At 73.5% G+C, this 22895-nt stretch carries 20 protein-coding genes; 12 read left to right on the forward strand and 8 right to left on the reverse strand.

Features of this window, described 5'->3' with window-relative positions; translation table 11 throughout:
* Window positions 1-112 precede the first annotated feature (112 nt).
* From BLV02_RS21505 to BLV02_RS21515, 3 genes are read left to right on the forward strand one after another with little or no spacing between them, the layout of a single operon-like run.
* Window positions 113-1240 carry a thiamine pyrophosphate-dependent dehydrogenase E1 component subunit alpha gene (locus BLV02_RS21505; protein WP_069110063.1) on the forward strand — a complete coding sequence of 376 codons (1128 nt, stop codon included), beginning with the start codon at window positions 113-115 and terminating at the stop codon, window positions 1238-1240.
* Window positions 1237-2241, forward strand: coding sequence for an alpha-ketoacid dehydrogenase subunit beta (locus BLV02_RS21510; RefSeq protein WP_069110064.1), 1005 nt, complete (start codon window positions 1237-1239; stop codon window positions 2239-2241). Before BLV02_RS21505 ends, BLV02_RS21510 begins: the two co-directional genes overlap by 4 nt.
* Entirely contained in the window at window positions 2238-3821 is a 1584-nt protein-coding gene (locus tag BLV02_RS21515; protein WP_069110065.1) for a dihydrolipoamide acetyltransferase family protein, read from the forward strand. Before BLV02_RS21510 ends, BLV02_RS21515 begins: the two co-directional genes overlap by 4 nt.
* Here the strand turns inward: BLV02_RS21515 and BLV02_RS21520 are convergent.
* On the reverse strand, window positions 3804-4310 hold the full coding sequence (locus tag BLV02_RS21520) for a GbsR/MarR family transcriptional regulator (RefSeq protein ID WP_069110066.1): 507 nt from the start codon (window positions 4308-4310) through the stop codon (window positions 3804-3806). The two genes, BLV02_RS21515 and BLV02_RS21520, sit on opposite strands and share 18 nt — an antisense overlap.
* Before the next feature lie 185 nt (window positions 4311-4495).
* On the opposite strand from BLV02_RS21520, the gene BLV02_RS21525 reads away from it, so the two are divergent.
* Window positions 4496-5329 (forward strand): DMT family transporter, encoded by an 834-nt coding sequence (locus BLV02_RS21525; RefSeq protein ID WP_074946574.1) that lies wholly within the window; start codon window positions 4496-4498, stop codon window positions 5327-5329.
* Here BLV02_RS21525 and BLV02_RS21530 read toward each other — a convergent pair.
* Window positions 5286-5798 carry a GbsR/MarR family transcriptional regulator gene (locus BLV02_RS21530; RefSeq protein ID WP_083288370.1) on the reverse strand — a complete coding sequence of 171 codons (513 nt, stop codon included), beginning with the start codon at window positions 5796-5798 and terminating at the stop codon, window positions 5286-5288. The two genes, BLV02_RS21525 and BLV02_RS21530, sit on opposite strands and share 44 nt — an antisense overlap.
* A gap of 81 nt (window positions 5799-5879) precedes the next feature.
* On the opposite strand from BLV02_RS21530, the gene BLV02_RS21535 reads away from it, so the two are divergent.
* The 5 genes from BLV02_RS21535 to bagB are packed head-to-tail and all read left to right on the forward strand — an operon-like array spanning window position 5880 to window position 11446.
* On the forward strand, window positions 5880-6806 hold the full coding sequence (locus tag BLV02_RS21535) for an ABC transporter ATP-binding protein (protein WP_069110069.1): 927 nt from the start codon (window positions 5880-5882) through the stop codon (window positions 6804-6806).
* Window positions 6803-8452 carry an ABC transporter permease gene (locus BLV02_RS36625; RefSeq protein ID WP_074946576.1) on the forward strand — a complete coding sequence of 550 codons (1650 nt, stop codon included), beginning with the start codon at window positions 6803-6805 and terminating at the stop codon, window positions 8450-8452. The genes BLV02_RS21535 and BLV02_RS36625 overlap by 4 nt, the downstream gene beginning before the upstream one ends.
* Before the next feature lie 20 nt (window positions 8453-8472).
* A complete protein-coding gene (locus BLV02_RS21545; protein ID WP_069110071.1) occupies window positions 8473-9309 on the forward strand; it encodes a phosphatase PAP2 family protein in 837 nt (278 codons plus the stop codon).
* 11 nt (window positions 9310-9320) lie between these two features.
* Window positions 9321-10298 (forward strand): ATPase BagA, encoded by a 978-nt coding sequence (bagA, locus tag BLV02_RS21550; protein ID WP_069110072.1) that lies wholly within the window; start codon window positions 9321-9323, stop codon window positions 10296-10298.
* A complete protein-coding gene (gene bagB / locus BLV02_RS21555; RefSeq protein WP_069110073.1) occupies window positions 10295-11446 on the forward strand; it encodes an ArsA family ATPase in 1152 nt (383 codons plus the stop codon). The genes bagA and bagB overlap by 4 nt, the downstream gene beginning before the upstream one ends.
* Window positions 11447-11466: 20 nt before the next feature.
* On the opposite strand, the gene BLV02_RS21560 is transcribed toward bagB, so the two are convergent.
* Together BLV02_RS21560 and BLV02_RS21565 are read right to left on the reverse strand one after the other, a co-directional pair.
* Window positions 11467-11778, reverse strand: a complete 312-nt coding sequence (locus tag BLV02_RS21560; protein WP_141711435.1) for a hypothetical protein — start codon at window positions 11776-11778, stop codon at window positions 11467-11469.
* 93 nt (window positions 11779-11871) lie between these two features.
* Complete coding sequence (locus tag BLV02_RS21565; protein WP_083288372.1) at window positions 11872-14319, reverse strand: transglycosylase domain-containing protein; 2448 nt, start codon at window positions 14317-14319, stop codon at window positions 11872-11874.
* Window positions 14320-14540: 221 nt separating this feature from the next.
* Between BLV02_RS21565 and BLV02_RS21570 the strand changes: the two genes are divergently transcribed.
* Window positions 14541-14828 (forward strand): WhiB family transcriptional regulator, encoded by a 288-nt coding sequence (locus tag BLV02_RS21570; protein WP_053206905.1) that lies wholly within the window; start codon window positions 14541-14543, stop codon window positions 14826-14828.
* A 54-nt stretch (window positions 14829-14882) separates the two neighbouring features.
* Here the strand turns inward: BLV02_RS21570 and BLV02_RS21575 are convergent, their stop codons facing one another.
* Window positions 14883-16292: a lipase maturation factor family protein gene (locus BLV02_RS21575; protein ID WP_069110076.1), complete on the reverse strand. Its 1410-nt coding sequence runs from the start codon at window positions 16290-16292 to the stop codon at window positions 14883-14885.
* Window positions 16293-16349: 57 nt separating this feature from the next.
* On the opposite strand from BLV02_RS21575, the gene BLV02_RS21580 reads away from it, so the two are divergent.
* Entirely contained in the window at window positions 16350-17330 is a 981-nt protein-coding gene (locus BLV02_RS21580) for an o-succinylbenzoate synthase (protein ID WP_069110077.1), read from the forward strand.
* Window positions 17331-17500: 170 nt separating this feature from the next.
* On the opposite strand, the gene BLV02_RS36630 is transcribed toward BLV02_RS21580, so the two are convergent.
* The 3 genes from BLV02_RS36630 to BLV02_RS21590 form a co-directional block, all read right to left on the reverse strand.
* Complete coding sequence (locus BLV02_RS36630) at window positions 17501-17656, reverse strand: hypothetical protein (protein WP_171906676.1); 156 nt, start codon at window positions 17654-17656, stop codon at window positions 17501-17503.
* A gap of 291 nt (window positions 17657-17947) precedes the next feature.
* Window positions 17948-19258: an FAD-binding oxidoreductase gene (locus BLV02_RS21585; RefSeq protein WP_069110078.1), complete on the reverse strand. Its 1311-nt coding sequence runs from the start codon at window positions 19256-19258 to the stop codon at window positions 17948-17950.
* 153 nt (window positions 19259-19411) lie between these two features.
* On the reverse strand, window positions 19412-22069 hold the full coding sequence (locus BLV02_RS21590) for an ATP-binding protein (RefSeq protein WP_171906677.1): 2658 nt from the start codon (window positions 22067-22069) through the stop codon (window positions 19412-19414).
* Between the two features lie 33 nt (window positions 22070-22102).
* Here BLV02_RS21590 and BLV02_RS21595 point away from each other — a divergent pair, with 33 nt between their 5' ends.
* Window positions 22103-22768, forward strand: coding sequence for a haloacid dehalogenase type II (locus BLV02_RS21595; protein ID WP_069110079.1), 666 nt, complete (start codon window positions 22103-22105; stop codon window positions 22766-22768).
* The last annotated feature ends 127 nt before the right edge of the window (window positions 22769-22895 follow it).

Raw genomic sequence — 22895 nt, forward strand, 5'->3', positions numbered from 1 at the left:
GGCGCTCCCTACTGCCAGCTGTCACCGTTTTCGGCCGGTTGTAGAGATGACCATCTCACGAGGAGCACTATTCGGGGATAGAGCGTCCGCCTGCCGGAGGGGTGACAGAGCCATGACCACGCAGGCCGAACACCGGATGCCCGCGCCCGCCGCGCCGCCCGCCGAGGCCGGGCTGCTGCCGTCCGCCGAGCCGGTCCGGTTCCTCGACGACGACGGCTCCCCCGCGCCGGGCGACGCCCACGGCCGGTACGAACGGCCGCCCAGCGAGCTGCTGCGCCGCGCCTACGACGCGATGGTGCTCGGCCGGCGGTTCGACGCGCAGGCCACGGCGCTGACGAAGCAGGGACGCCTCGCCGTCTACCCGTCCAGCCGCGGCCAGGAGGCGGGCGAGATCGGCGCCGTCCTCGCGCTGCGCGACACCGACTGGCTGTTCCCGACGTACCGCGACTCGATGGCGCTGATCGCCCGCGGCATCGACCCCGTCGAGGCGCTGACGCTGCTGCGCGGCAACTGGCACTGCGGCTACGACCCGGTGGCCACGCGCACGGCGCCGCAGTGCACGCCGCTCGCCACGCACGCGCCGCACGCCGTCGGGGTCGCCTACGCCGCCCGCCGGCGCGGCGAGGACACCGTCGCACTGGTGCTCATCGGCGACGGCGGCACCAGTGAGGGCGACTTCCACGAGGCGCTCAACTTCGCCGCCGTCTTCCAGGCTCCGGTCGTGTTCCTGGTGCAGAACAACGGCTACGCCATCTCCGTCCCGCTGTCGCGGCAGACGGCGGCGCCGTCGCTGGCGCACAAGGGGGTCGGCTACGGCGTGCGCAGCGAGCGGGTCGACGGCAACGATCCGCTCGCGATGCTGGCGGTGCTGGTCGACGCGGTCGAGTCCGCCCGCGCGGGCGGCGGGCCGGTGCTCGTCGAGGCGCACACGTACCGCGTCGAGCCGCACACCAACGCCGACGACGACGGCCGCTACCGCGACCACGACGAGGTCGAGACGTGGAAGCGGCGCGACCCGATCGCGCGGCTCGAGGCACACCTGCGCTCGGCCGGCGAGCTGACCGACGACGACGTCTCGGCCGCCCGGGAGGCCGCCGAGGCGTTCGCGGGCGAGGTGCGCACGCGGCTGGCGGGGGAGGCGACCGGCGACCCCGCCGACCTGTTCGCCCACGTCTACGCATCGCCGACGCCGCAGCTGAAGGAGCAGGCGACGTGGCTGGCGGAGGAGCTGGCGCGATGACGGTGACCATGGGCAAGGCGCTCAACGCCGCCCTGCGCGACGCGATGCGCGAGGACGACACCGTCCTGATGTTCGGCGAGGACGTCGGCCCGCTCGGCGGCGTCTTCCGGGTCACCGACGGCCTGGCCGCCGAGTTCGGCGACGACCGCTGCTTCGACACCCCGCTGGCCGAGGCCGGCATCGTCGGCCTGGCCGTCGGCATGGCGATGAACGGCTTCCGCCCCGTCGTCGAGATGCAGTTCGACGCGTTCGCCTACCCGGCGTTCGAGCAGATCGCCTCGCACGTCGCGAAGATGCGCAACCGCACCCGCGGCGCCGTCGGCCTGCCGATGGTCATCCGGGTTCCGTACGCGGGCGGTATCGGCGGCGTCGAGCACCACTCCGACTCCTCCGAGGCGTACTACGCGCACACGCCCGGCCTCAAGGTCGTCACGCCGGCCACCGTCGCCGACGCCTACTCGCTGCTGCGCGAGGCGATCGCCGACCCGGACCCGGTCGTGTTCATGGAGCCGAAGAAGTTGTACTGGGCCAAGGACGAGGTGACGCTGCCGGTTACTGCTCCGCCGTTCGGTTCTGCCGTGGTGCGGCGGGCCGGTACGGACGCGACGCTGGTCGCGTACGGGCCGGCGGTGCCGGTGGCGCTGGAGGCGGCGGAGGCCGCCGCGTCGGAGGGGCGCTCGCTGGAGGTCGTGGACCTGCGCACGCTGGTGCCGTTCGACGACGCGACGGTCGCGGAGTCCGTGCGCAAGACCGGCCGATGCGTCGTCGTCGCCGAGGCCACGGGGTTCGCCAGCGTGTCCGCCGAGATCGCGGCGCGCGTGCAGGAGCGCTGCTTCCACTCACTGTGGGCGCCGGTGCTGCGGGTGACCGGCTGGGACGTGCCGTTCCCGCCGCCGGTCCTGGAGAAGTACCAGCTGCCCGGCGTCGACCGCGTCCTCGACACCGTCGATCGGCTGCAGTTCGACGACGCGCCGGACCCGCGATTCGTGGGGGCGCCGTGACGGACGAGACACGCTTCTCAGTCGAGTCCGAAAGGGAACCGGACCGCACCTTCTACCTACCTGACCTCGGCGAGGGCTTGACGGAGGCCGAGATCGTCGCCTGGCGCGTCTCGGTCGGCGACGTCGTGGCTGTCGATGACGTGGTGGTCGACGTCGAGACCGCGAAGGCGACGGTCGAGGTGCCGTGCCCGCACGCCGGTCGCGTGGTCACCCTGCACGGCGCCGCGGGATCGACGATCGAGGTGGGCGCGCCGCTCATCACCGTCGCCGGGCCCGACGCCGGTCCCGACGCCGGTCCCGACGCCGGTGCGGCAGGCGGCGGCGACGCGGCGGAGTCGGGCGCCGTGCTGGTCGGGTACGGCACCGGGAACGCGACGTTGGCCCGGCGGGCACGCGGGCGAACGGCGACGGTTCCGGCGGCGTCGTCGGCTTCTTCTGCGACGGTTTCGGCGGCGGCGACGTCGGTTTCGGCCGAGGTGACACCCCGCCCGGCCGGGAGGGCCCCCACCCTACGGGCGGGCACCGACAACCTCGAGCGCGCGGCGCACGTCGACCCAGCAGCGCACGGCGATCCAGCAGCGCACGGCGGCCCGGCGGCGCAGGGCGGCCCGGCGGCGCAGGGCGGCCCGGCGACGACCGGCGGCCCAGCGACGACCGGCGGAGCGCCACGCGTGCTCTCGCCGGTGGTCCGGCGGCTGGCGCGCGACCACGGCATCGACGTGCGGGTGGTCAGCGGCTCGGGTCGCGGCGGCGTGATCCTCCGCCGCGACGTCGAGGCCGCCGCGGCGAACGGGACCGCCACGAGCAACGGCACGGCCGCGGGCGACGCCGCCACGGCGCCACCTCAAGCGCCACCACAGCGGACCTCGCAGCCGATTCCGTCAGACCGGAGAGAACCCCTGCGGGGAGTGCGCCGCGCCGTCGCGGAGAAGCTGGCGCGCAGCCGGCGCGAGATCCCCGACGCCACCACGTGGGTCGACGTCGACGCGACGGGGCTGGTGGAGGCGCGCGACGCGCTGCGGGCGGCCGCACCGGACCGCCCCGTCGGCCTGCTGGCGCTGCTCGGACGCATCACCGTCACCGCGCTGGCTCGCTTCCCCGAGCTGAACGCCTCCGTCGAGCAGGACGGCGACGAGCTCGTCCTCGTGCGCCACCAGCAGGTCGGCCTCGGCTTCGCCGCGCAGACCGACCGCGGCCTCGTCGTCCCCGTGGTCCACGACGCCCAGGAGCTCACGACCGCCGAACTGGCCGCGGAGCTGGCCCGCCTCACCGACGCCGCCCGCGCCGGCACGCTCACCCCGGCGGACCTCACCGGCGGCACCGTCACCCTCAACAACTACGGGGTCTTCGGCGTCGACGGCTCGACCCCGATCATCAACCACCCCGAGGCGGCGCTGCTCGGCGTCGGGCGCATCGTCGACAAGCCCTGGGTGGTCGACGGGCAGCTGGCGGTCCGCAAGGTCACCCAGCTCTCGCTCAGCTTCGACCACCGGGTCTGCGACGGCGGCGTCGCCGGCGGCTTCCTGCGCTACGTCGCCGACCGCGTCGAGTCGCCGCTCGGGCTACTCCTCGACCTCTGAGGACCGGGCGTACTGGGCCCGGTGCCGCTGCCAGCGCTCGATCATCAGCGGCAGCTCGGCCCGCATGAACTGCATGTAGTCGATGGTCTCGGTGATCCGTCGCGCGCCGCGGCCCTCGCCCAGGGCGTCGATGCCCTCGGAGAGGACGGCGATGTAGCGGCGCAGCAGCGGCTCGCGCTGCATGATGATGTGCGCCCAGACGTCGTCGTCGTAGATGCGATAGTGGTCGGCGCGCGAGCCCGGCTCGCGCTCGCGGGCCAGCAGACCGGCCTGGACCAGGGCGCGCACCGCCCCGGAGATGGCGGCCGGGCTGACCCGCAGGCCCTCGGCCAACTCGGACGCCGTGTAGCGCTCGGCATCCTCGGCCAGCACGTAGGCGAACACCCGCGCCGGCATGCGGGGAAGCCCGGACTCGGTGAGCACCAGCGCGAACTGCTCGACGAACCGCAGCAGCGCGTCCTGGTCATCGTCCGTGGCCGGACTGGTCATCGGGCGTCCTCCTTCACCGTGTGCACCATCATACGTTCAGCCATTTCACAACTTCGTGAATGCACGCTAGCCTGTCCTGCAGGCGGGGGTGCCGAGGCCGCACGCCCCGGCGAACCACCGTATTCTCAGTGGAGCCGTGGGCGTTGCGGTCGAGCCGCCGCACGGCCGTGGATTGGGGGACGGCGGTGAGCAGCACAGGGTTCGCGGTGGCCTTCGCGGCCGGCGCCGCGAGCCTGCACGCGCTGGCCGCGCTCGGCATGGTCGCCCAGCGCCGCTGGTGGTACCCCACCGCACTCACCGTCGGCGCGTCCGCGCTGCACGTCGGCGCGCTGCACTTCGGCCCGCTCACCCTGGTGCAGCCATTGGGCGTGCTCAGCCTCGCGTTCGCGCTGGTGCTGTCGTGGGCGCTGACGCGGCGCCGGGTCACGCCGCGCGAGTGGCGCGGCATGGCGCTGAGCATGGCCGGCCTCGCCGGGTTGTTGCTGCTGGCCGCTCCGACGCGACCACGCAGCGAGCTGACCTCCACGCAGATCCTTCTCCTCACACTCGCCGTCGTCGCGCTGACCACGGTCGCCGTCGCGGGCGCGGCCCGGCTCCCGCTGCGGCCGGTCCGGCGCAGCCTGCTGTTCGCACTCGCCGCCGGCGCGACGTTCGGGGTGTCGTCGGCGCTGACCCAGACGGTGACCATCCGGGTCAGCGACTCCGGCATGTCCGCCGCCCTGCAGCCGGCCAGCGCTGTGGTGCTGGTGCTGGCGGCGACGGGGCTGCTGCTGGCCCGCCGGGCGTACCGCGGCGGTCTCGGCGCGCCGCTGGCCACCGCGACCATCGTCAACCCGGTGACGGCCTCGGCCATCGGCATCGGGCTGCTCGGCGAGCGGTTCACCGGAGGCCCGGTCGAGGTGACGCTGTCGGTGGCGGCCGCGCTGACCGCCATGGCCGGGGTGGTGCTGCTGGCGCGCGGCAGCCGGGTGCCGGTCACTCGCCCGACGCGGCCCGAGCAGGTTCCGGTGACGCCGTGACCTCGGCCCGGTGCGCCCGCCACCGCGCCGACAGCGCGTCGATCTGCGTGTACATGAAGCGGTAGAACTCGCGCGTCTCGCCGACCCGCCGGCGACCGGCCCCCGGCTCCAGGACCTCCAGGCCCTTGGTGAGGAGCACGTCGATGTGGCCGAACATCGGGTCCTGCCGCTGGATGATCGTCGCCCATACGTCGTCGCTGTAGACGCGGTAGTGGTCGGACCGTTCGCCCGGCACCCGCTCGCGCACCAGGATCCCCATGTCCATCAGCGGCCGCACCGCTCCCGAGATGGCCGCCGGGCTGACCTGCAGGCCGTCGGCGAGCTGGGTGGCGGTGTGCGACTCGGCGTCGGAGGCCAGCACGTAGGCGAACACACGGGCCGACATGCGCTGCATGCCGGCGTCGTTCAGCACCATCGCGAACTGCTCGACGAACCGGCTGCGTGCGCGCTCGCGATCGTCAGCGGACACTCCGGACCACCCCCTGTGCACCCGACCATAACTGACTTAAAGCAATTCACAAAACTGTGAAGAGTGTGTAGTGTCACCAACATGACAACTGCGATCGACGTCGCCGGCGTCGTGAAGACCTTCGGCACGGTCCGCGCCCTCGACGGGCTCGACCTCCGGGTCTCCACCGGCGAGGTCCACGGTTTCCTCGGCCCCAACGGGGCCGGCAAGTCGACGACGATCCGCGTGCTGCTGGGGCTGCTGCGGGCCGACTCCGGCACCGCGCGGCTGCTCGGCGGCGACCCCTGGGACGACGCCGTCTCGCTGCACCGGCGGCTGGCCTACGTCCCGGGCGACGTGAACCTCTGGCCCAACCTCACCGGCGGCGAGGCCATCGACCTGCTCGGACGCCTCCGCGGCGGCCTCGACGAGCAGCGGCGCAAGAACCTGCTCGAGCGGTTCGACCTCGACCCCACGAAGAAGGGCCGCACCTACTCGAAGGGCAACCGGCAGAAGGTCGCGCTGGTCGCCGCGCTGGCCTCCGACGTCGAGCTGCTCATCCTCGACGAGCCCACGTCCGGCCTCGACCCGCTGATGGAGGCCGTGTTCCAGGACTGCATCGACGAGTGGAAGGACGACGGCAAGACGGTGCTGCTGTCCAGCCACATCCTGGCCGAGGTCGAGAAACTGTGCGACCGCGTCAGCATCATCCGCACCGGCAAGATCGTCGAGAGCGGCACGCTGGCCGAGCTGCGCCACCTCACCCGCACGTCCATCCACGCCGAGACCGAGCGGTCCGTCACCGGCATCGACCAGTTGCCCGGCATCCACGACCTCGTCGTCGAGGACCACCGCGTCACCTTCGACGTCGACACCGCCCAGCTCGACGGCGCCGTCCGGCACCTCAGCGGGTTCGGCATCCAGACCCTCACCAGCCAGCCGCCCACGCTGGAAGAGCTGTTCCTGCGCCACTACGGCGACGAGTTGGCCGCCGAGGGCGTCACGGCCGAGGCGGGTGCCTCGTCGTGAGCGTCACCACCGCCGAGCGGCCCCGCCAGCACGCCGCCGAGCGGCGGAACGGCGGGTCCACGCTCACCGGCACGGCGACGATGATCCGGTTCATCCTGCGCCGCGACCGCGTCCGGCTGCCCATCTGGATCGGCGCCATCGTCCTCGGCGTCGTCGGCAGCCTGCCGTCGTTCACCGAGACCTACCCGACGGCGGCCGACCGCCAGGCCCGAGCCGACCTGCTCGACAACCCGGCCACGGTCGCACTGACCGGCCCCGCGTACGGCACGGACAACTACACGTTCGGCGCCATGACGGCGAACGAGCTGCTGCTGTGGGTCGCCATCGCCATGGCGCTGATGAGCGTCCTGCTCATGGTCCGGCACACCCGCGCCGAGGAGGAGACCGGCCGCACCGAGCTGCTGCGGGCCGGCGTCCTCGGCCGGCACGCCGGCACCACGGCCGCGTTCACGGTGGTGGCCGGCGCCAACCTGCTCATCGCCCTGCTGCTCGGCCTGCTGATGCCGAGCGCCCTGGACGAGCTGTCCACGTCCAGCTCGCTGCTGTTCGGCGCCGCGGTCGCCTCGGTCGGCCTCGTCTTCGCCGGCGTCGGCGCGCTGACGGCGCAGGTCACCGAGCACGCCCGGGCCGCCACCGGGCTCGCCGCCGCCGCGCTGGGCGTCGCGTTCGCGCTGCGCGCCATCGGCGACGTCGGCACCGAGTGGCTGTCCTGGCTGTCGCCCATCGGCTGGGCGCAGCGCACCAAGGTCTACGTCGACGACCGCTGGTGGCCGCTGCTGCTCTCGGTCGCCCTCACCGTGGTCCTGATGGCCGTCGCGTACGCCACCACCAGCCGCCGCGACGTCGGCGCCGGCCTGGTGCAGCCGAGCCCGGGCAGCCCGCGCGCCGGCAAGGACCTGTCGTCGCCGCTGGGTCTGGCCGTCCGGCTGCAGCGCGGCGGCCTGATCGGCTGGGGCGTGGGCCTGCTGGTGTTCGGGGTCGCCTACGGCAGCCTCGCGCCGTCGATCGAGGAGTTCGTCTCCGACAACTCCACCATCCAGGACTTCCTGGGCGACGCCGGCACCCTGATCGACGGGTTCATGGGCATGGTCGTGATGATGATGGCGCTGCTCGCCGCCGCCTACGGTCTGACGTCCATGCTGCGGCTGCGCGCCGAGGAGACCTCCGGCCGCGCCGAACCGATCCTGGCCACCGCGGTCTCGCGGACCCGGTTCGCGGCCAGTCACCTGATCGTCGCGCTCGGCGGCAGCCTGCTGATCATGCTAGTGGGCGGCCTCGGCCTGGGCATCACCGGCGCCATCACGCTCGACGACGGCAGCATGGTCGGCAAGCTGCTCGGGACCGCGCTGGCGCACGTGGTGGGCGTATGGCTGGTGGTCGCGATCGTCGTCGCCCTGTTCGGGTGGGCGCCCCAGCTGGTGCACCTCGGCTGGGTGGTGCTGACCTTCGGCGTCGTGGTGGGTGTGCTGGGCGGATTCTTCCAGTTCCCCGACTGGGTGACGAAGATCTCGCCCTTCGACGCCGCATCTACTCTTCCAGGAGGAGACCTCAACACGGCAGCGGTTGTCATAATGGGTGTGCTAGCGGTCGCCCTCACCTGGATCGGTCTGCTCGGCTTCCGCCGGCGCGACCTGACGACGACCTGAATCTGTACTGGGGGACCAGAGTGGCACATCCGTCGCTCGTGGACGAGCCGGCGCGGGATACGCCCGCGCCGGCCGGTCCGCGCACCCCGTCCGAACTGTTCCGGTGGGTCATCCGCCACATCCGCACGCCGCGACGTCCCGTCCTCATCGTCGAGATCGGCATCATCGCCGCGTTCTATGCCGTGTACTCGGTCATCCGCAACAGCGTGCCCGACGACCGCGCCCGCGCGGTGGCGAACAGCGTCCGCCTGTGGGGCACCGAGCAGAGCATGAACATCGACTTCGAGCTCTGGCTGAACCACACGGTGCACGCCGTGCAGTGGCTGAGCGTCACCGTCAACTACTTCTACGTGTCGCTGCACTTCGTGGTCACCGGGGCGGTGCTGATCTGGCTGTTCGTCCGCCACCCCGGCCGCTACCGGGCGGCGCGCACGGTGCTGGTGTTCACCACCGCCTTGGCGCTGTTCGGCTACTACCTGTACCCACTCGCGCCGCCGCGGCTGCTGCCGTCCGGCCTGTTCTACGACACCGTCGCCATCCACCAGACCGTCGGCGCACTGACGTCCGGTGACCTCCAGAGCCTGTCGAACCAGTACGCCGCCATGCCGTCCATGCACGCGGGCTGGTCCATGTGGTGCGGCATCGCGCTGGTGCTGTTCGCCCGGAACAAGTGGTTGCGCGTCTTCGGCGTGCTGTACCCGCTGGCCACGGTGCTGGTCATCACGGCCACCGGCAACCACTACGTGCTCGACGCGGTCGGCGGCTGGCTCACGCTGGCGGCCGGGTTCGGGCTGCAGCGGCTGCTGCACGGCCGTTCTCTCCACACCTTCACGCAACGCGTGCCCGCGGTTCCGTAGGCTCTGGGGGTATGGGCGACTGGGAGGGCGTGCGGCTGCACGTCGTCACCGGGAAGGGTGGCACCGGGAAGACGACCGTGGCAGGGGCACTGGCCATGGCGCTGGCGGCCGGCGGCCGCCGCGTGCTCATCGCCGAGGTCGAGGAGCGGCAGGGCCTGGCCCAGCTGTTCGACGTGCCGCCGCTGGCGTACGAGGAGCAGCGGGTGGCCTCCGCACCCGGCGGCGGTGAGGTGTACGCGCTGGCCATCGACGCCCGCGAGGCCATGCACGAGTACCTCGCGATGTTCTACCGGCTGGGCCGGGCCGGCCGCGCGCTCGACAAGCTCGGCTTCGTCGACTTCGCCACCACCATCGCGCCGGGCCTGCGCGACGTCCTGCTCACCGGCAAGGCGTACGAGGCCACCCGCCGGCGCACCGGCGACCACTTCGCCTACGACGCCGTCGTGCTCGACGCGCCGCCGACCGGCCGGGTGGTCCGGTTCCTCGACGTCACCACGTCGGTGTCGTCGCTGGCCCGGGTCGGCCCGATCAACCGGCAGGCCAACTCCATCACCGACCTCATCCACAGCCCGCGCACGGCCGTGCACGTCGTGACGCTGCTCGAGGACATGCCGGTCCAGGAGACGTCCGACGCCGTCGCCGCCCTCCAGGCCGCGGGCATCCCGGTGGGCGCCGTCGTCGTCAACCAGGTCCGCCCGCCGCACCTCCCCGCCCGGTCGCTGCCCGCCGCCCGTCGCGGCCGGCTCGACCACGACGACGTGCTGGCCGGGCTACGCGCGGCCGGGCTGCCCGCCACTGACGCCGTCGTCGGCCTGCTCACCGGCGAGGCCGCCGACCACGCCGAGCGGACGGCGCTGGAGCAGACCCAGCGGGCCCTCGTCGACGACCTCGGCCGGCCGGTGTACGAGCTGCCGCGGGTCGCCGACGGCATCGACCCGACCGCCCTCTACGAACTGGCCGACGCGCTGGCCGAGCAGGGTGCCGTGTGAACCCCGGACCTCGGGCCCCCAAGCCCGCCCACTTCGACGTCGACCGCCTCATCGACGACCGCCGCATCCGCATCGTCGTCACCTGCGGCTCCGGCGGCGTCGGCAAGACCACCACGGCGGCCGCCATCGCGCTGCGCGCCGCCGAGCGGGGCCGCAAGGCCGTCGTCCTGACCATCGACCCGGCGCGGCGGCTGGCGCAGTCGATGGGGCTGTCCGAGCTCGACAACACCCCGCGCGCCGTCAAGGGCGTCGACGGCGCGGCCGGCGGCAGCCTCGACGCGATGATGCTGGACATGAAGCGCACGTTCGACGAGGTGGTCGAGGAGCACACCACGCCGGACCGCGCCAAGCAGATCCTGGCCAACCCGTTCTACCAGGCGCTGTCGTCGTCGTTCGCGGGGACGCAGGAGTACATGGCCATGGAGAAGCTGGGCCAGCTGCGGGCCCGCTCCGACTGGGACCTCATCGTCGTCGACACCCCGCCGGCGCGGTCGGCGCTGGACTTCCTCGACGCGCCGGAGCGGCTCGGCTCGTTCCTCGACGGACGGCTGATCCGGCTGCTCGGCGGCACGGCCCGGGCCGGTGGGCGGACGTACCTCAAGCTGCTGCACGCCGGCTTCAACGTCGTCACGTCGGCGCTCACCAAGATCCTCGGCGGCGAACTGCTGCGCGACGTGTCGACGTTCGTCAACGCGCTCGACACCATGTTCGGCGGCTTCCGCGAACGGGCGGAGCAGACGTACGCGCTGCTCAAGCGCCCCGAGACCGCCTTCGTCGTCGTCGCGGCCCCCGAGCACGACGCCCTGCGCGAGGCCTCCTACTTCGTCGACCGTCTCGGCCGCGACGCGATGCCGCTGGCCGGGCTGGTGCTCAACCGGGTGCACTCGTCGTCCGCGGCGGGCATCGGCGCCGAACAGGCCGTCGCGGCGGCCGAGCGGCTGGAGGCGTCCGGCTCGCACGCCCTGACGGCGGCCCTGCTGCGCCTGCACGCCGACCGCCTCAAGCTGGCCACCCGCGACGAGCGGATCGGCGAACGGTTCAGCGGGTCGCACCCGGAGGTCCCGGTCACCCGCATCCCCGCCCTCGCCGGCGACGTCCACGACCTCGACGGCCTCCGCCAGATCGGCGGCCTCTTCGACGCCGGCTGACGGCACAGGCTCGCGACCCTTCAGCCACGCCGCCGCGCGACGGCACTGATCACGGCGGTGAGGAGGGCGGCACCAAACAACCCGACGATCACCGCCACCGTCGGGTTGAGCCAGTCCACAACGAGCTGCTGCCTGTATCCGTCGCCCCATCGGCACACGACGCTGAACGGCACGAAGGTCCGGTCAACCCCGACGAACTCGTCTTCCCCGTCCCACGCCCCGCCTTGGCGGCGATAGACGAAACAGGTCTCGTGCTCATCCTTGAACCACGGAACGACGTTGAGAAGGCCGAAGCCGATCGGCCACAGCGAAACGACCCCGAACAGGGCCATGGCGACATAGCTCCAGTCCGCCAAGGCTCGAAGCCGCTTCTGCCTCGGTGGCTCGAGGTCATCCGACCGGGAAACAGCCACCGAGCGAGCTAGTCAGTGCGCCGGTTGGAGCTCGCCCGGCAACAGCTCGCCTGGGGAGAAACCGTCGCGCCAGCCGTCCTCGCCGCCGCCTTCACCGTCTTCGTCGCCGAAGTTCGGCGGCTCGGTGGGGATGCCGATGGTCGGTTCGTTCGACGGCTCTTCAGGCTCGCCGTTGCTGACCGTGATCGCGATGCTCGAACCCGAGCCGACCTCGGCGCCGGCACCTGGCTCGGTGCTGACGACGAGGCCCTCCTGTAAGTCTGAGTTCACCTCGCCGGCCACCGAGGCGCTGAAGCCCGCCTCCTGCAGCGTCTGGATCGCCTCGTCCTCGCCCATGCCACGGACGTCGGGCACCGGGACCGTGACGCCGCGGATGGTCTCGGGGTCGGGCGCGGTGAACGTGACCTTGTCGGCGCCGTCGAGCGCGCGGTCCATCATCTTCTTCCAGATGGGACCGGGGATACAGCCACCGCACGCTTCGCCGATGCGCTCGCCGTTGTAGGTGCGGCCGTCGAGCGACTGCTGCGGCGCCTCGACGTCGGCGACGGCGACGGCGGTGGACAGCTGCGGGGTGTAGCCGACGAACCAGACCGCGATGGCGCCGTTGGTGGTACCGGTCTTGCCGGCGGCGATGCGGCCGTCGGCGAGGCGCATGCGGTTGCCCGTGCCGCCGGGGTTGTGGACGACGCCCTGCAGGACGGAGTTGACGGCGTCGGCCACCTCGGGCTTGACGACCTGCTCGCAGGTCGGCTGGGTGTGGTCGACCAGGACGTTGCCCGCGCTGTCGAGCACACGGGAGACCGAGGTGGTGGGGCAGTGCGCGCCGCGGTTGGCGAACATCGCGTAGCCCGCGGCCATGGACAGCGGGGACACCTCGTTGGCGCCCAGCGTGAACGACGGCACCTGGCTCAGCGGCTGCACCTCGCCGTTCTCGTCGAGGTCGGCGCGGAGGACGCCGGCGCCCTGGGCGATGGTGGCCGGCAGGCACAGCCCGGTGCGCTGCTCGAGCTGGGCGAAGAACGTGTTGACCGAACGCTCGGTGCCGGTGCGCAGGTTGAACGAGCCGCTGCCGGTGGAGTTCTTCGGCGACCACGTCTCACTGCTGCGGATGCGGCCGTCGCAGGTGCTGAACGAGTTGACCCGCAGGTTGACCTGCTGCGGCGCGTTGATGGTCGTGTTGAGCGGGATGCCCTGGTCGATGGCGGCCGCCAGCACGAACGTCTTGAACGTCGACCCGGACTGGATGCCGCTGCCGCCGCCCATGATCTCGTCGACGGCGTAGTTGAGGTTGCTGACGCCGTCGCCCTCGACGCCGAAGTTGCGGGAGTTGGCCATGGCCCGGATGTAGCCGTTGTTGGGCTGCACCGTGGCGAGCGAGCCGATGACGGAGTCGGTGGGCGCGACGCGGTCGGACACCGCCGCCTGGGCCGCCTGCTGCGCGGACGGGCTGATGGTGGTCTCGACCCGCAGGCCGCCGCGCTCGAGCATGGCCTCGCGCTCTTCGCGGGTCTCACCCAGCTCAGGCATGGTGAGCAGCTCGCGCCGCACGTAGTCGCAGAAGTAGCCGGCGTAGGACGCCACACAGCCGTTGGGGGTGGCGCTGAGAACCAGGCCGAGGTCGGTCTGGCGCGCCTCGGCGGCCTCCTGCTCGGTGATGCGCCCGGTGGCGGCCATGCGGTTGAGCACGACGTTGCGACGGCCGAGCGCGGCCTCGGGGTCGTTGGTGGGGTCGTAGGCGACCGGCTGCTGGACGATGCCGGCCAGCAGCGCCGCCTGCGACAGCGTGAGCTCCGCGGCCGAGGTGGAGAAGTACGTGCGCGCCGCCGCCTCGATGCCGTACGAGCGGGAGCCGAAGAAGGCGATGTTGAGGTAGCGCTGGAGGATCTCGTCCTTGCTGAGCTCCTGCTCGACCTGGACGGCCATGCGCAGCTCTTCCAGCTTCCGGCGGTAGCCCTCGGTGCCGGTGCTGGCCTGGACCTCCTGGACCTCCTCGGGCGTGGTGGCCTGCGAGACGCGCACCTGCTTGACGTACTGCTGGGTGAGCGTGGAGCCACCGCCCTGGGTGGAGCCGGCCTCGACGTTGCGCAGCAGAGCACGCAGCGTGCCCTGGATGTCGATGGGGCCGCGCTCGTAGAAGCGGTCGTCCTCGATGGCGAGGATGGCGTCCTTCATGACCGGCGCGATGGCGTCGAGTCCGACCTCGACGCGGTTCTCCTCGAAGAACGACGCCAGCTGCGCGCCGTCGGCGTCGTACATGTACGACGTCTGCGCCATGGGGCCGGGCTCGAGGTCGGCCGGCATGGCGGCGAAGGTGTCGGCGCTCTCGCGCGCGGTGAGGCCCAGGCCCGCCACGACGGGCAGGGCGAGGCCAGCGAGCAGGACGCCGCACAGGGCGGCGACGCCCGCGACGAGGAGGACACGGCGTACCGTGGCAACCACGGCGGAGGGACGTATCGCCATGGACGGCAAGCTTACGTGCTTATGCCACACTGGCTCTAACCGGCAGCCGGCGCGCCGGGAAGTACCAGAAGTTCGAGGCGCCCGCCATCGTCCAACCGGTTGATATTAGTTTCGGTCAATCAGGGTCTGGTCATGACCCTCGTGTTTGCATAGCGTCACGTCATCGGGGTGAACTAGAGAGGGTTTGGTGTGTTCACCGAGTTGACGGGGGTGACAGCCGGATGACATGGATCGATGACTGGACCAGCTTGGCGGCGTGCCGCAGCAGCGAGCCAGACGAGCTGTTCGTCCAGGGCGCGGCGCAGAACCGGGCCAAGGCCGTGTGCCTCGGCTGCCCGGTGCGTACCGAGTGCCTGGCCGACGCGCTGGACAACCGCACTGAGTTCGGCATCTGGGGTGGCATGACGGAGCGAGAGCGTCGCGCTCTCCTGCGTCGCCGACCCGAGGTCGACTCGTGGCGTGGGCTGCTCGAGGCCGCACGCGACGATTACGCCGTCAAGGCAGGCTGACACCACGCACAGAACGCTGAGGCCCCGGGCGTCCAGCCCGGGGCCAGCGTATGTTCAGGCCCGGTAGTCGCCGATGAGCGTCCGCTGCCACCACGCGCCGGTGTCGCGCCGTTCCCGCCGGTCGGTGAACCGGTACCGGTACAGCCGCGCCCGCACGTGCGCGGGCGGCAGGTGCGGGAACGGGTTGTGCCGCAGCAGCGCCACCACGTCGGGGTCGTTGTCGCGCAGCTTCGCCAGCAGCGCCGGGAACCACGGCTGCGCGTAGGCCGGCGCGATCGCGGCGAACCACATGAGCCAGTCCAGCCGCAGGTGGTACGGCGCCACCTGCGGCGGCCGCCGGCGCACGTCGCCCGGCTTGGCGCGGAACCCGTACTCCCGCCAGACGGTGTCCGGCCCGGGCTCCGGGTCGGAGGTCCCCTCGATGACGACCTCGCGCCGGACCCGCGTGATGCTGCCGAACGCGCCGTACGTGTTCACCAGCAGCAGCGGGTTGAAGCTGGTGTTCATCACCTGCCCGCGGGAGAGCATGTTCCGCACCGGCCAGTAGCTCAGCACCACCAGCACGGCGGCCAGCGCGACGACGGCGACGACGTACCAGGCGGGCGGGTCGTCCAGCCCGGCCGGCGGGCCGACCGGCAGCAGCGCGCCCCACAGCCCGCCGCCGGCCGCCGTCGTCGCCACCACCATCGTCAGCACGTTGAGCCAGGCGAAGTTGCCGCTCAGCACCAGCCAGCCCTGCGTCACGATGACGATGACGGCGGCGACGGTGCGCACCGGCTGCGGCGCGAACAGCAGGAACGGAACGACCAGCTGGGTGACGTGGTTCGCCGCCGCCTCCGCCCGGTGCGCCCACCGGGGCAGCCGGTGGAACCACCAGCTCAGCGGGTTCGGCAGCGGCTGCGTCTCGTGGTGGTAGTACAGGCAGGTCAGGTCGCGCCAGCAGCGGTCGCCGCGCAGCTTGATCAGCCCGGCGCCGAACTCCAGCCGGAACAGCACCCACCACAGCGCGACCAGCACCAGCAGCGGCGGCGCCACGTCCGCCGGGCCGAGGAAGACCGCCAGGAACCCGACCTCGCACAGCAGCGACTCCCAGCCGAAGCCGTACCAGACCTGCCCGACCTGCACGATCGACAGGTACAGCGCCCACGGCACCAGCCAGGCGAGCAGGTTCGCCCACACCGGCAGGCCGTCGGCCAGTCCGAGCAGGAGAGCGGCCGACCACGCCGCGCCCAGCCACGCGACGGCCGCGAAGAAGCGGTCGGAGTAGTGCCACTGGAACAGGCTCGGCGCCCGCCGGAACGGCACCCGCGCCACGTACCGCGGCACCGGGGTCAGGCCGTGCTCGCCGATCAGCGCCCGGAACTGGCGGACGGCGCCGAGGAACGCCAGCAGGTACACGACGGCCAGAGCCCGCTGGAACACCAGCCGGCTCAGCCAGTACCCCTCGGCGGCGAACCAGTCCATGTCACCCCAGGGTGTGCCCGGCGAGCGGCTGATCAAACCCCCTGGCAGCATGGACGCGTGGCCGACCTCGACTTCGCGGGCGCGCTGGTCTACGCGATCCCGCTGCGCACCCGGTTCCGCGGCATCACCGTCCGCGAGGGCGTGCTGATCGAGGGCCCGGCCGGCTGGGGCGAGTTCTGCCCGTTCGCCGACTACGACGACGCCGAGTCCGTGCCCTGGCTGCTGGCGGCCGTGGAGCAGGCGACGCGGCCGCCGCCGGCGCCGGTGCGCTCGCGGATCCCGGTGAACTGCACGGTCCCGGCGGTCGGTCCGGTGCGGGCGCACGAGCTGGTCGCGGCGTCGGGGTGCACGACGGCGAAGGTGAAGGTCGCCGACCACGCGGACTCGCTGGCCGACGACGTGGCGCGGGTCGAGGCGGTCCGGGCGGCGCTGGGTCCGGCGGGACGGGTCCGGGTCGACGCCAACGCGGCGTGGGACGTGGCGACGGCGGTGCGGTCGCTGCGGCTGCTGGATGGGGCGGCGGGTGGGCTGGAGTACGCGGAGCAGCCGTGCCGGACGCTGGACGAGCTGGCGGCGGTGCGGCGGGCGGTGGAGGTGCCGATCGCGGCCGACGAGTCGATCCGCCGCGCCGACGACCCGCTGAAGGTCGCCGTCGCGGGCGCCGCCGACGTCGCCGTCATCAAGGGGACGCCGCTGGGCGGGGTGCGGCGGGCGCTGCGGGTCGCTGAGGCGGCCGGCCTGCCGTGCGTCGTGTCGTCGGCGCTGGAGACCAGCGTCGGGCTGGCCGGCCAGCTGGCGCTCGCGGCGGCGCTGCCGGAGCTGCCGTACGCGTGCGGCCTCGGGACCCTCTCGCTGTTCACCGGCGACCTCGTCGACGAGGACGTCAGCCTGCGGCCGGTGGGCGGGTCGCTCCCCGTTCCCGCCGCGCCTCCGGCCCCCGACCCGGCGAAGGCGGCCGAGTACCGCCTGACGGACGCCGGCCGCGAGGCCTGGTGGCGCGACCGGCTGGCCCGGGTCCGCGCGGCCGCAGCGCTCTGACGCGGACGAGGCCCTTTGCAATGAGCACCTCTACGCACCACCGTCGGCGCGCCGGCGCCGGTGCGCCGGCGCCGGCGCGTATGGGTGCTCATTGCAAAGCGACGGTGCGACCACTCGGGTGATCGTCGGCCGAGGGCGGCGTGACCCTGGCCGAAGAAGCCGTCCGGGTCCTAGGCGGTCTTGACGGTGGTCAGCCGGGCGTAGTCGGCCGGGGTGTAGGCGGCCGCCGTCCGGGTGGTGTCGGCGCGGCCTGGTGCGCGACCGGCTGGCCCGGGTCCGCGCGGCCGCAGCGCTCTGACGCGGACGAGGCCCTTTGCAATGAGCACCTCTACGCACCACTGTCTGCGCGCCGGCGCCGGTGCGTATGGGTGCTCATTGCAGAGGGGACGGTGCCACCACTCGGGTGATCGTCGGCCGAGGGCGGCGTGACCCTGGCCGAAGAAGCCGTCCGGGTGGTGTCGGCGCGGCCTGGCGGCGCGACCGGCTGGCCCGGGTCCGCGCGGGCGCAGCGCTCTGACGGCTGAAGGGCCTCGCACCACGGCGCGCACGGGTTGACCCCAGCGCCAACTGTTGGCGCTGGGGTCAACCCGCGGAGAAAGAGGTCCGCGGACCCGGGGTCAGCCGAGCGCGGCGTGGCCCTGGCCGAAGAAGCCGTCCGGGTCGTAGGCGGCCTTGACGGTGGTCAGCCGGGCATAGTCGGCCGGGGTGTAGGCGGCCGCCGTCCGGGTGGTGTCGGCGAGGAAGTTGAGGAACGCGCCGCCGATGCCGTGCGGCCGCAGCCGGTCCACGAACTCCGGCGTCGGCCGGTCGAGGATGATGCTGAACGGCACGCCGCGGTGCGAGACCGGGCCGGCGTCGGGGCCGGGACGGGCGGTCGCACCGCCGTAGTTGCGGATCTCCACCGCCGACCCCTCCTCGGCCGCCTCGACCACGGTGTCGACGACGTCGTCGCCGAGGGCCGGGAAGAAGTCGAAGAACCGGGACGGCGTGCCGCCCATCGCGGCGTCGGCGTACTCCATGCTCCGGTAGCCGTCGACCAGCGCCGGACCGGCGGCCAGCCGCAGCGGGCGGAGCAGCCGCTCGGCGTCGTCGGCGCGGCCCGTGTACAGGGCCTTGACGCCGAGCGCGCGGCGGCCGCGCAGCTCGGCCGGCATCGCCTCGACGTCCGGGATGGTCGTCAGCACGACGGCCGAGCTCATCTCGTCGGGCGCGGCGGCGGCCCAGTCGCGGTAGACCCGCAGCGCGTCGCCGGCGCGGGACACGTCGAACCAGGAGATGCCGCCGTAGACCTGCGCCACCGGGTAGACGCGGAACTCCAGCGACGTCACGACGCCGAAGCCGCCGCCACCGCCGCGGATCGCCCAGAACAGGTCCGGGTGCCGGTCCGGGCCGACGGTGAGCAGCTCGCCGTCGGCCGTCACGATGTCGGCGGAGAGGACGCTGTCCGCGGCGAATCCGTGCTTGCGGGCCAGCCAGCCCATGCCGCCGCCGAGCGTGTAGCCGGTGACGCCGACCGCCGGCGACGAGCCGGACAGCGGCGCCAGCCCGTACCGCCGGGTCGCGGCCAGCACGTCGCCCCACACGGTGCCGGGGCGGACGCGGACGACCTGCCGGGCCGGGTCGACGAACACCGACGACATCGCCGTGGTCTTGAGCAGCAGCCCGCCGTCGTTGGGGACGTAGGTGCCGTGGCCGGTCGCCTGGACCGAGAAGGCCAGCCCGTGCTCGCGGGCCGCACGCACCGCGGCCTGCACGTCCGCCGTCGACCGCGCCTCGACGACGACGTCCGGTCGCGGGTCGAGCGTGGGCAGCAGCGGCTTGCGGTGCGCGTCGTACCCGGCGTCGCCCGGCTCGTGGACGGCGCCCGCGATGGCGCCGCGCAGGGCGGTGGCGGCGGTGGTCTGCTGGTGCTGGATCGTGATGGTCATCGTCGTCTCCTCTGGGCGTCTCACCCGGTACGTCGATGCCTGGGGCGGGTTCTCGACATCCGCGGCGAACTTTTTTTCTGCGATGACTTCACGATGGGCCCGCGGGGTGGGTCCGGACATCCGTGCCGACCACGGATCGACCACGGAAAGCGCTCAGTGGGCGAGGAGGAGGCTGCGTTCCCACTGGTAGCGGCAGGCGGCCGCGTCGAGGGTCTCGGCGGCGGCGAGCACGCCGTCGCGGTCGCCGGCGGCCAGAGCGGCGGCGCGGTCGACGATCGCGGCGGCGATGACGTTGTCGGTGGTGAACGGGCGGGCGCGGGCGATCCGTTCGCCGGCGTCGGGCAGTTCGGCCAGCACGGCGGCCTCCGCCCAGAGGGCCGCGTACCAGGGTCGCCAGATCAGCTCGAACCAGCTGCGGAACTCCTCGGGCGGCCGATGCAGGACGGCGACCGCGTCGGCCGGACGGTCCAGGTGCAGCGCCTCGAGGGCGGCGAAGAAGCTCTCGACGGAACGCTGGTCGTGCGGCCGCCGTTCGGCCGAGCCGATGCCCGCCTCGACGTCGCGCCACACGGCCTGCGCGGCGGCGTCGCCCCGGGCGCCGTGCACGGACGCGAGCGCGGCGGCCACCCGGCGCAGCGACGGGATGCGCGGCCGCCCGGCCCGCTCCCAGCTCTCCCGGAACAGCTCGCCGACGGCGATCGCCTCGTCCCAGTCCCCCGCCAGCACCATGACGACGATCAGCCGGGCGGCGCCGGCGTGCGTCACCTCGCGCTGCGACGGCAGGTCGCGCAGTGTCTCGGCCGCCTGCCGGGCCTGCCGGAGGTCGCCCGCCGCGATCGCCGACTCCGCCGCCATCCCGTAGGCGTCGGACAGTTCGAAGCCCTGCTCCGGATCGGGCGAGCCGGCCAGCAGGGCGGTCCGGCGCAGCGCGCTCTCCAGGGCGGCGCGGGCCTCGCCGCGAGCGAGGCGCAGGCCGGTCAGCTGGTCGAGGGCGGCGCTCTCGACGACCGGGTCGCCGCTCTCGCGGGCCAGCTCGATGGCCTGCTCCGTGGCGGCGGCGGTGCCCGGCTGGTCGTCGACGGCGGCGAACGCCTCGACGACGGCGCAGCGGGCCAGCGTGCCGGGATCGTCGGCGAGCGTCTGGGCGGTGGCCAGCCAGCCGGCGGCGGTCGCGGCGGGCGGGACCTCGGCCAGGATGCCGGCCGAACGGTGCACCAGCTCGGCGGCGTGGGCGTACTGGTGGGCGGCGAGGACGGTGTCGCCGGCACGCTGTGCGGCCTCGGCGGTGGCGAGGTGCAGCCGCAGGGCGTCGGCGCCGGCCAGCCGGGACCGCGCCGACCCGGTGGCCAGCGCCAGGGCCGCGGCCCGCCCCGCGTCGTCGGCGGCGAGGGCGGCGGCCTGTTCGAACCGGCGCTGCGCCTCGGCCGGCAGCCCACGCCGGTGACACAACCGGCCGACGAGCAGCGCCGTCTGCGCGCCGGCCGGGGCATCGTGCGTGACGATCCAGGCGAGGGCCGCGTGCAGGTCGTCGGCGAGGCGATCGACCTGGGCGCGCCAGCCGGGGACGGCCGGGTCCGCTGCCAGCAGCGCGGTCCCCTCGGCGGTGCACCAGCTCAGGTGCGCGGCCCGGACCGACTCGTCCTCACCGGCCTCCACCAGCCGCTCGGCGCCGTACTGACGGATCGTCTCCAGCGCCTGGTACCGCGTCGCGTCGCCGCCGGCCACCGGCACCAGCAGGCTGTCGTCGGCCAGGGCGGCCAGCGTCGCGGCGGAGCCCCCGGCCACCACGGCGGCGTCGGAGGCCCGGAACGGCGCCGCGAACACGGACACCCGCCGCAGCACCGTCCGCCCGGGCTCGTCGAGGAGGTCGTGGCTCCAGTCCAGCGCCGACCGCAGCGACCCGTGCCGCCCGCCGCCGCGGCGCGCGCCGTCGAGCAGCCGGAGCCGGTCGCCCAGCCCGCTCTCCAGCCCGTCCAGCCCGACGGCCGGCAGCCGCGCCGCGGCCAGCTCGATCGCCAGCGGGTTCCCGTCGAGTGCCGCGCAGATCGCCGCCACCCGCGCCTGCGACCCGGACGGCAGCGGCGCGCCAGCCGCACGGGCGCGCTCACCGAACAGCGCCGCCGCGTCGGCCCCGAGACCGCCGACCGGCACGACCCACTCGAACGGCAGCAGCAGCCGCGACCGGCTGGTCGCCAGCACCGTCAGCCCGGGCGCGGCGGCCAGCAGCGGCTCGACGAACCCGGCGACGCCGTCGAGCACGTGCTCGCAGTTGTCCAGGACGAGCAGCGCGGACCGCCCGCGGGCCCAGCCGGCCACCGTCTCCGGCACGCCGCGACCGGGCTGCTCGCCCAGGCCCAGCGCCGCCGCCACCGCGGCCGGGACGGCGTCGCCCTCGGGCACGGGGACGAGGTCGGCGTACCAGGCGCCGCCGGCGAACCGGTCCGCGACGTCGGCCGCGACGGCCAGCGCGAGCCTGGTCTTGCCGACGCCGCCGGGGCCGACCGCCACCACCAGCCGCTGCTCCGTGACGGCGGACAGCAGCGCCGCTCGCTCAGCCTCTCGTCCGACGAACGAGGTCAGCGTCGCGGGCAGCGCGGGCGCGGCGGCGCCGGCCGACACCACGGACGGCGCCAGCGCGGCCAGCGCGCGCCGGTCGCTCGCGCCGAACTTGCGCAGCAGCGCCGACACGTGGCTCTCGACGGTGCGCACGGAGATGACGAACCGGGCGGCGATCTCGGCGTTCGTCAGATGCTCGCCGAGCGCCGCGAGCACCTCGGCCTCGCGCGCCGAGATCTCCGGAGCCGCCACCACCCGGCCATTGTGGCGCAACCTAGGGTGGTGTGGATGACCCCGCACCCCGACTTCGACGCCATCGTCTTCGACATCCTCGGCACCATGGTCGACGAACCCGGCGGCGTCCGGCGGGCCCTGCGCACGGCGCGACCCGGCGCCGACGACGCGGCGGCCGCCGAACGGTGGGCCGCGCACGTCGACGAGCAGCAGCGCGAGATCGTCGCGGGGCGCCGGCCGTACGCCCCCAGCACCGTCATCGACCGCGAAGCGGCCGCCGCCGCGACCGGAACGGCCGACGGCGCCGACGCCGTGGCGGCCGACGCGCTCCGGCTGGACCCGTGGCCCGACTCCGTCGCCGCGCTGGACCGCCTCGCCGCCCGGTTCCCCGTCATCGGCCTGTCGAACGCCGACGCGTCCGCGCTGACCCGCATCGGCGCGCACGCCGGGCTGCGCTGGCACCAACTGCTCTCGGGCGAGGACGCCCGCACCTACAAGCCCGACCCCGAGGTGTACCGGCTGGCGCCGCGGGCCACCGGCAGCGCGCCGGAGCGCCTGCTCATGGTCGCCGCCCACGCCTGGGACCTGCGCGGCGCCCAGGCGATCGGCATGCGCACCGCCTACGTGGCCCGCCCGGTCGGCGACCCGCCCGCTCCGTCGGACTCCTTCGACCTGACCGCGACCGGCCTGGACGACCTCGCGAGCCAGCTGGGCTGCTAGATGAGTGAGTCGTCTTGATCTTGCGGGTGTGTCGTTGCCGGTACGGCGAGGACGCGGTCAGGCGGCACGTCCTAGATCTAGAACTGACGGAGGTTGTTGACAGTCCAGGGTCCTGAAACCTAGGAGA

The sequence above is a fragment of the Jiangella alba genome (genome assembly GCF_900106035.1).
GTDB lineage: Bacteria > Actinomycetota > Actinomycetes > Jiangellales > Jiangellaceae > Jiangella > Jiangella alba.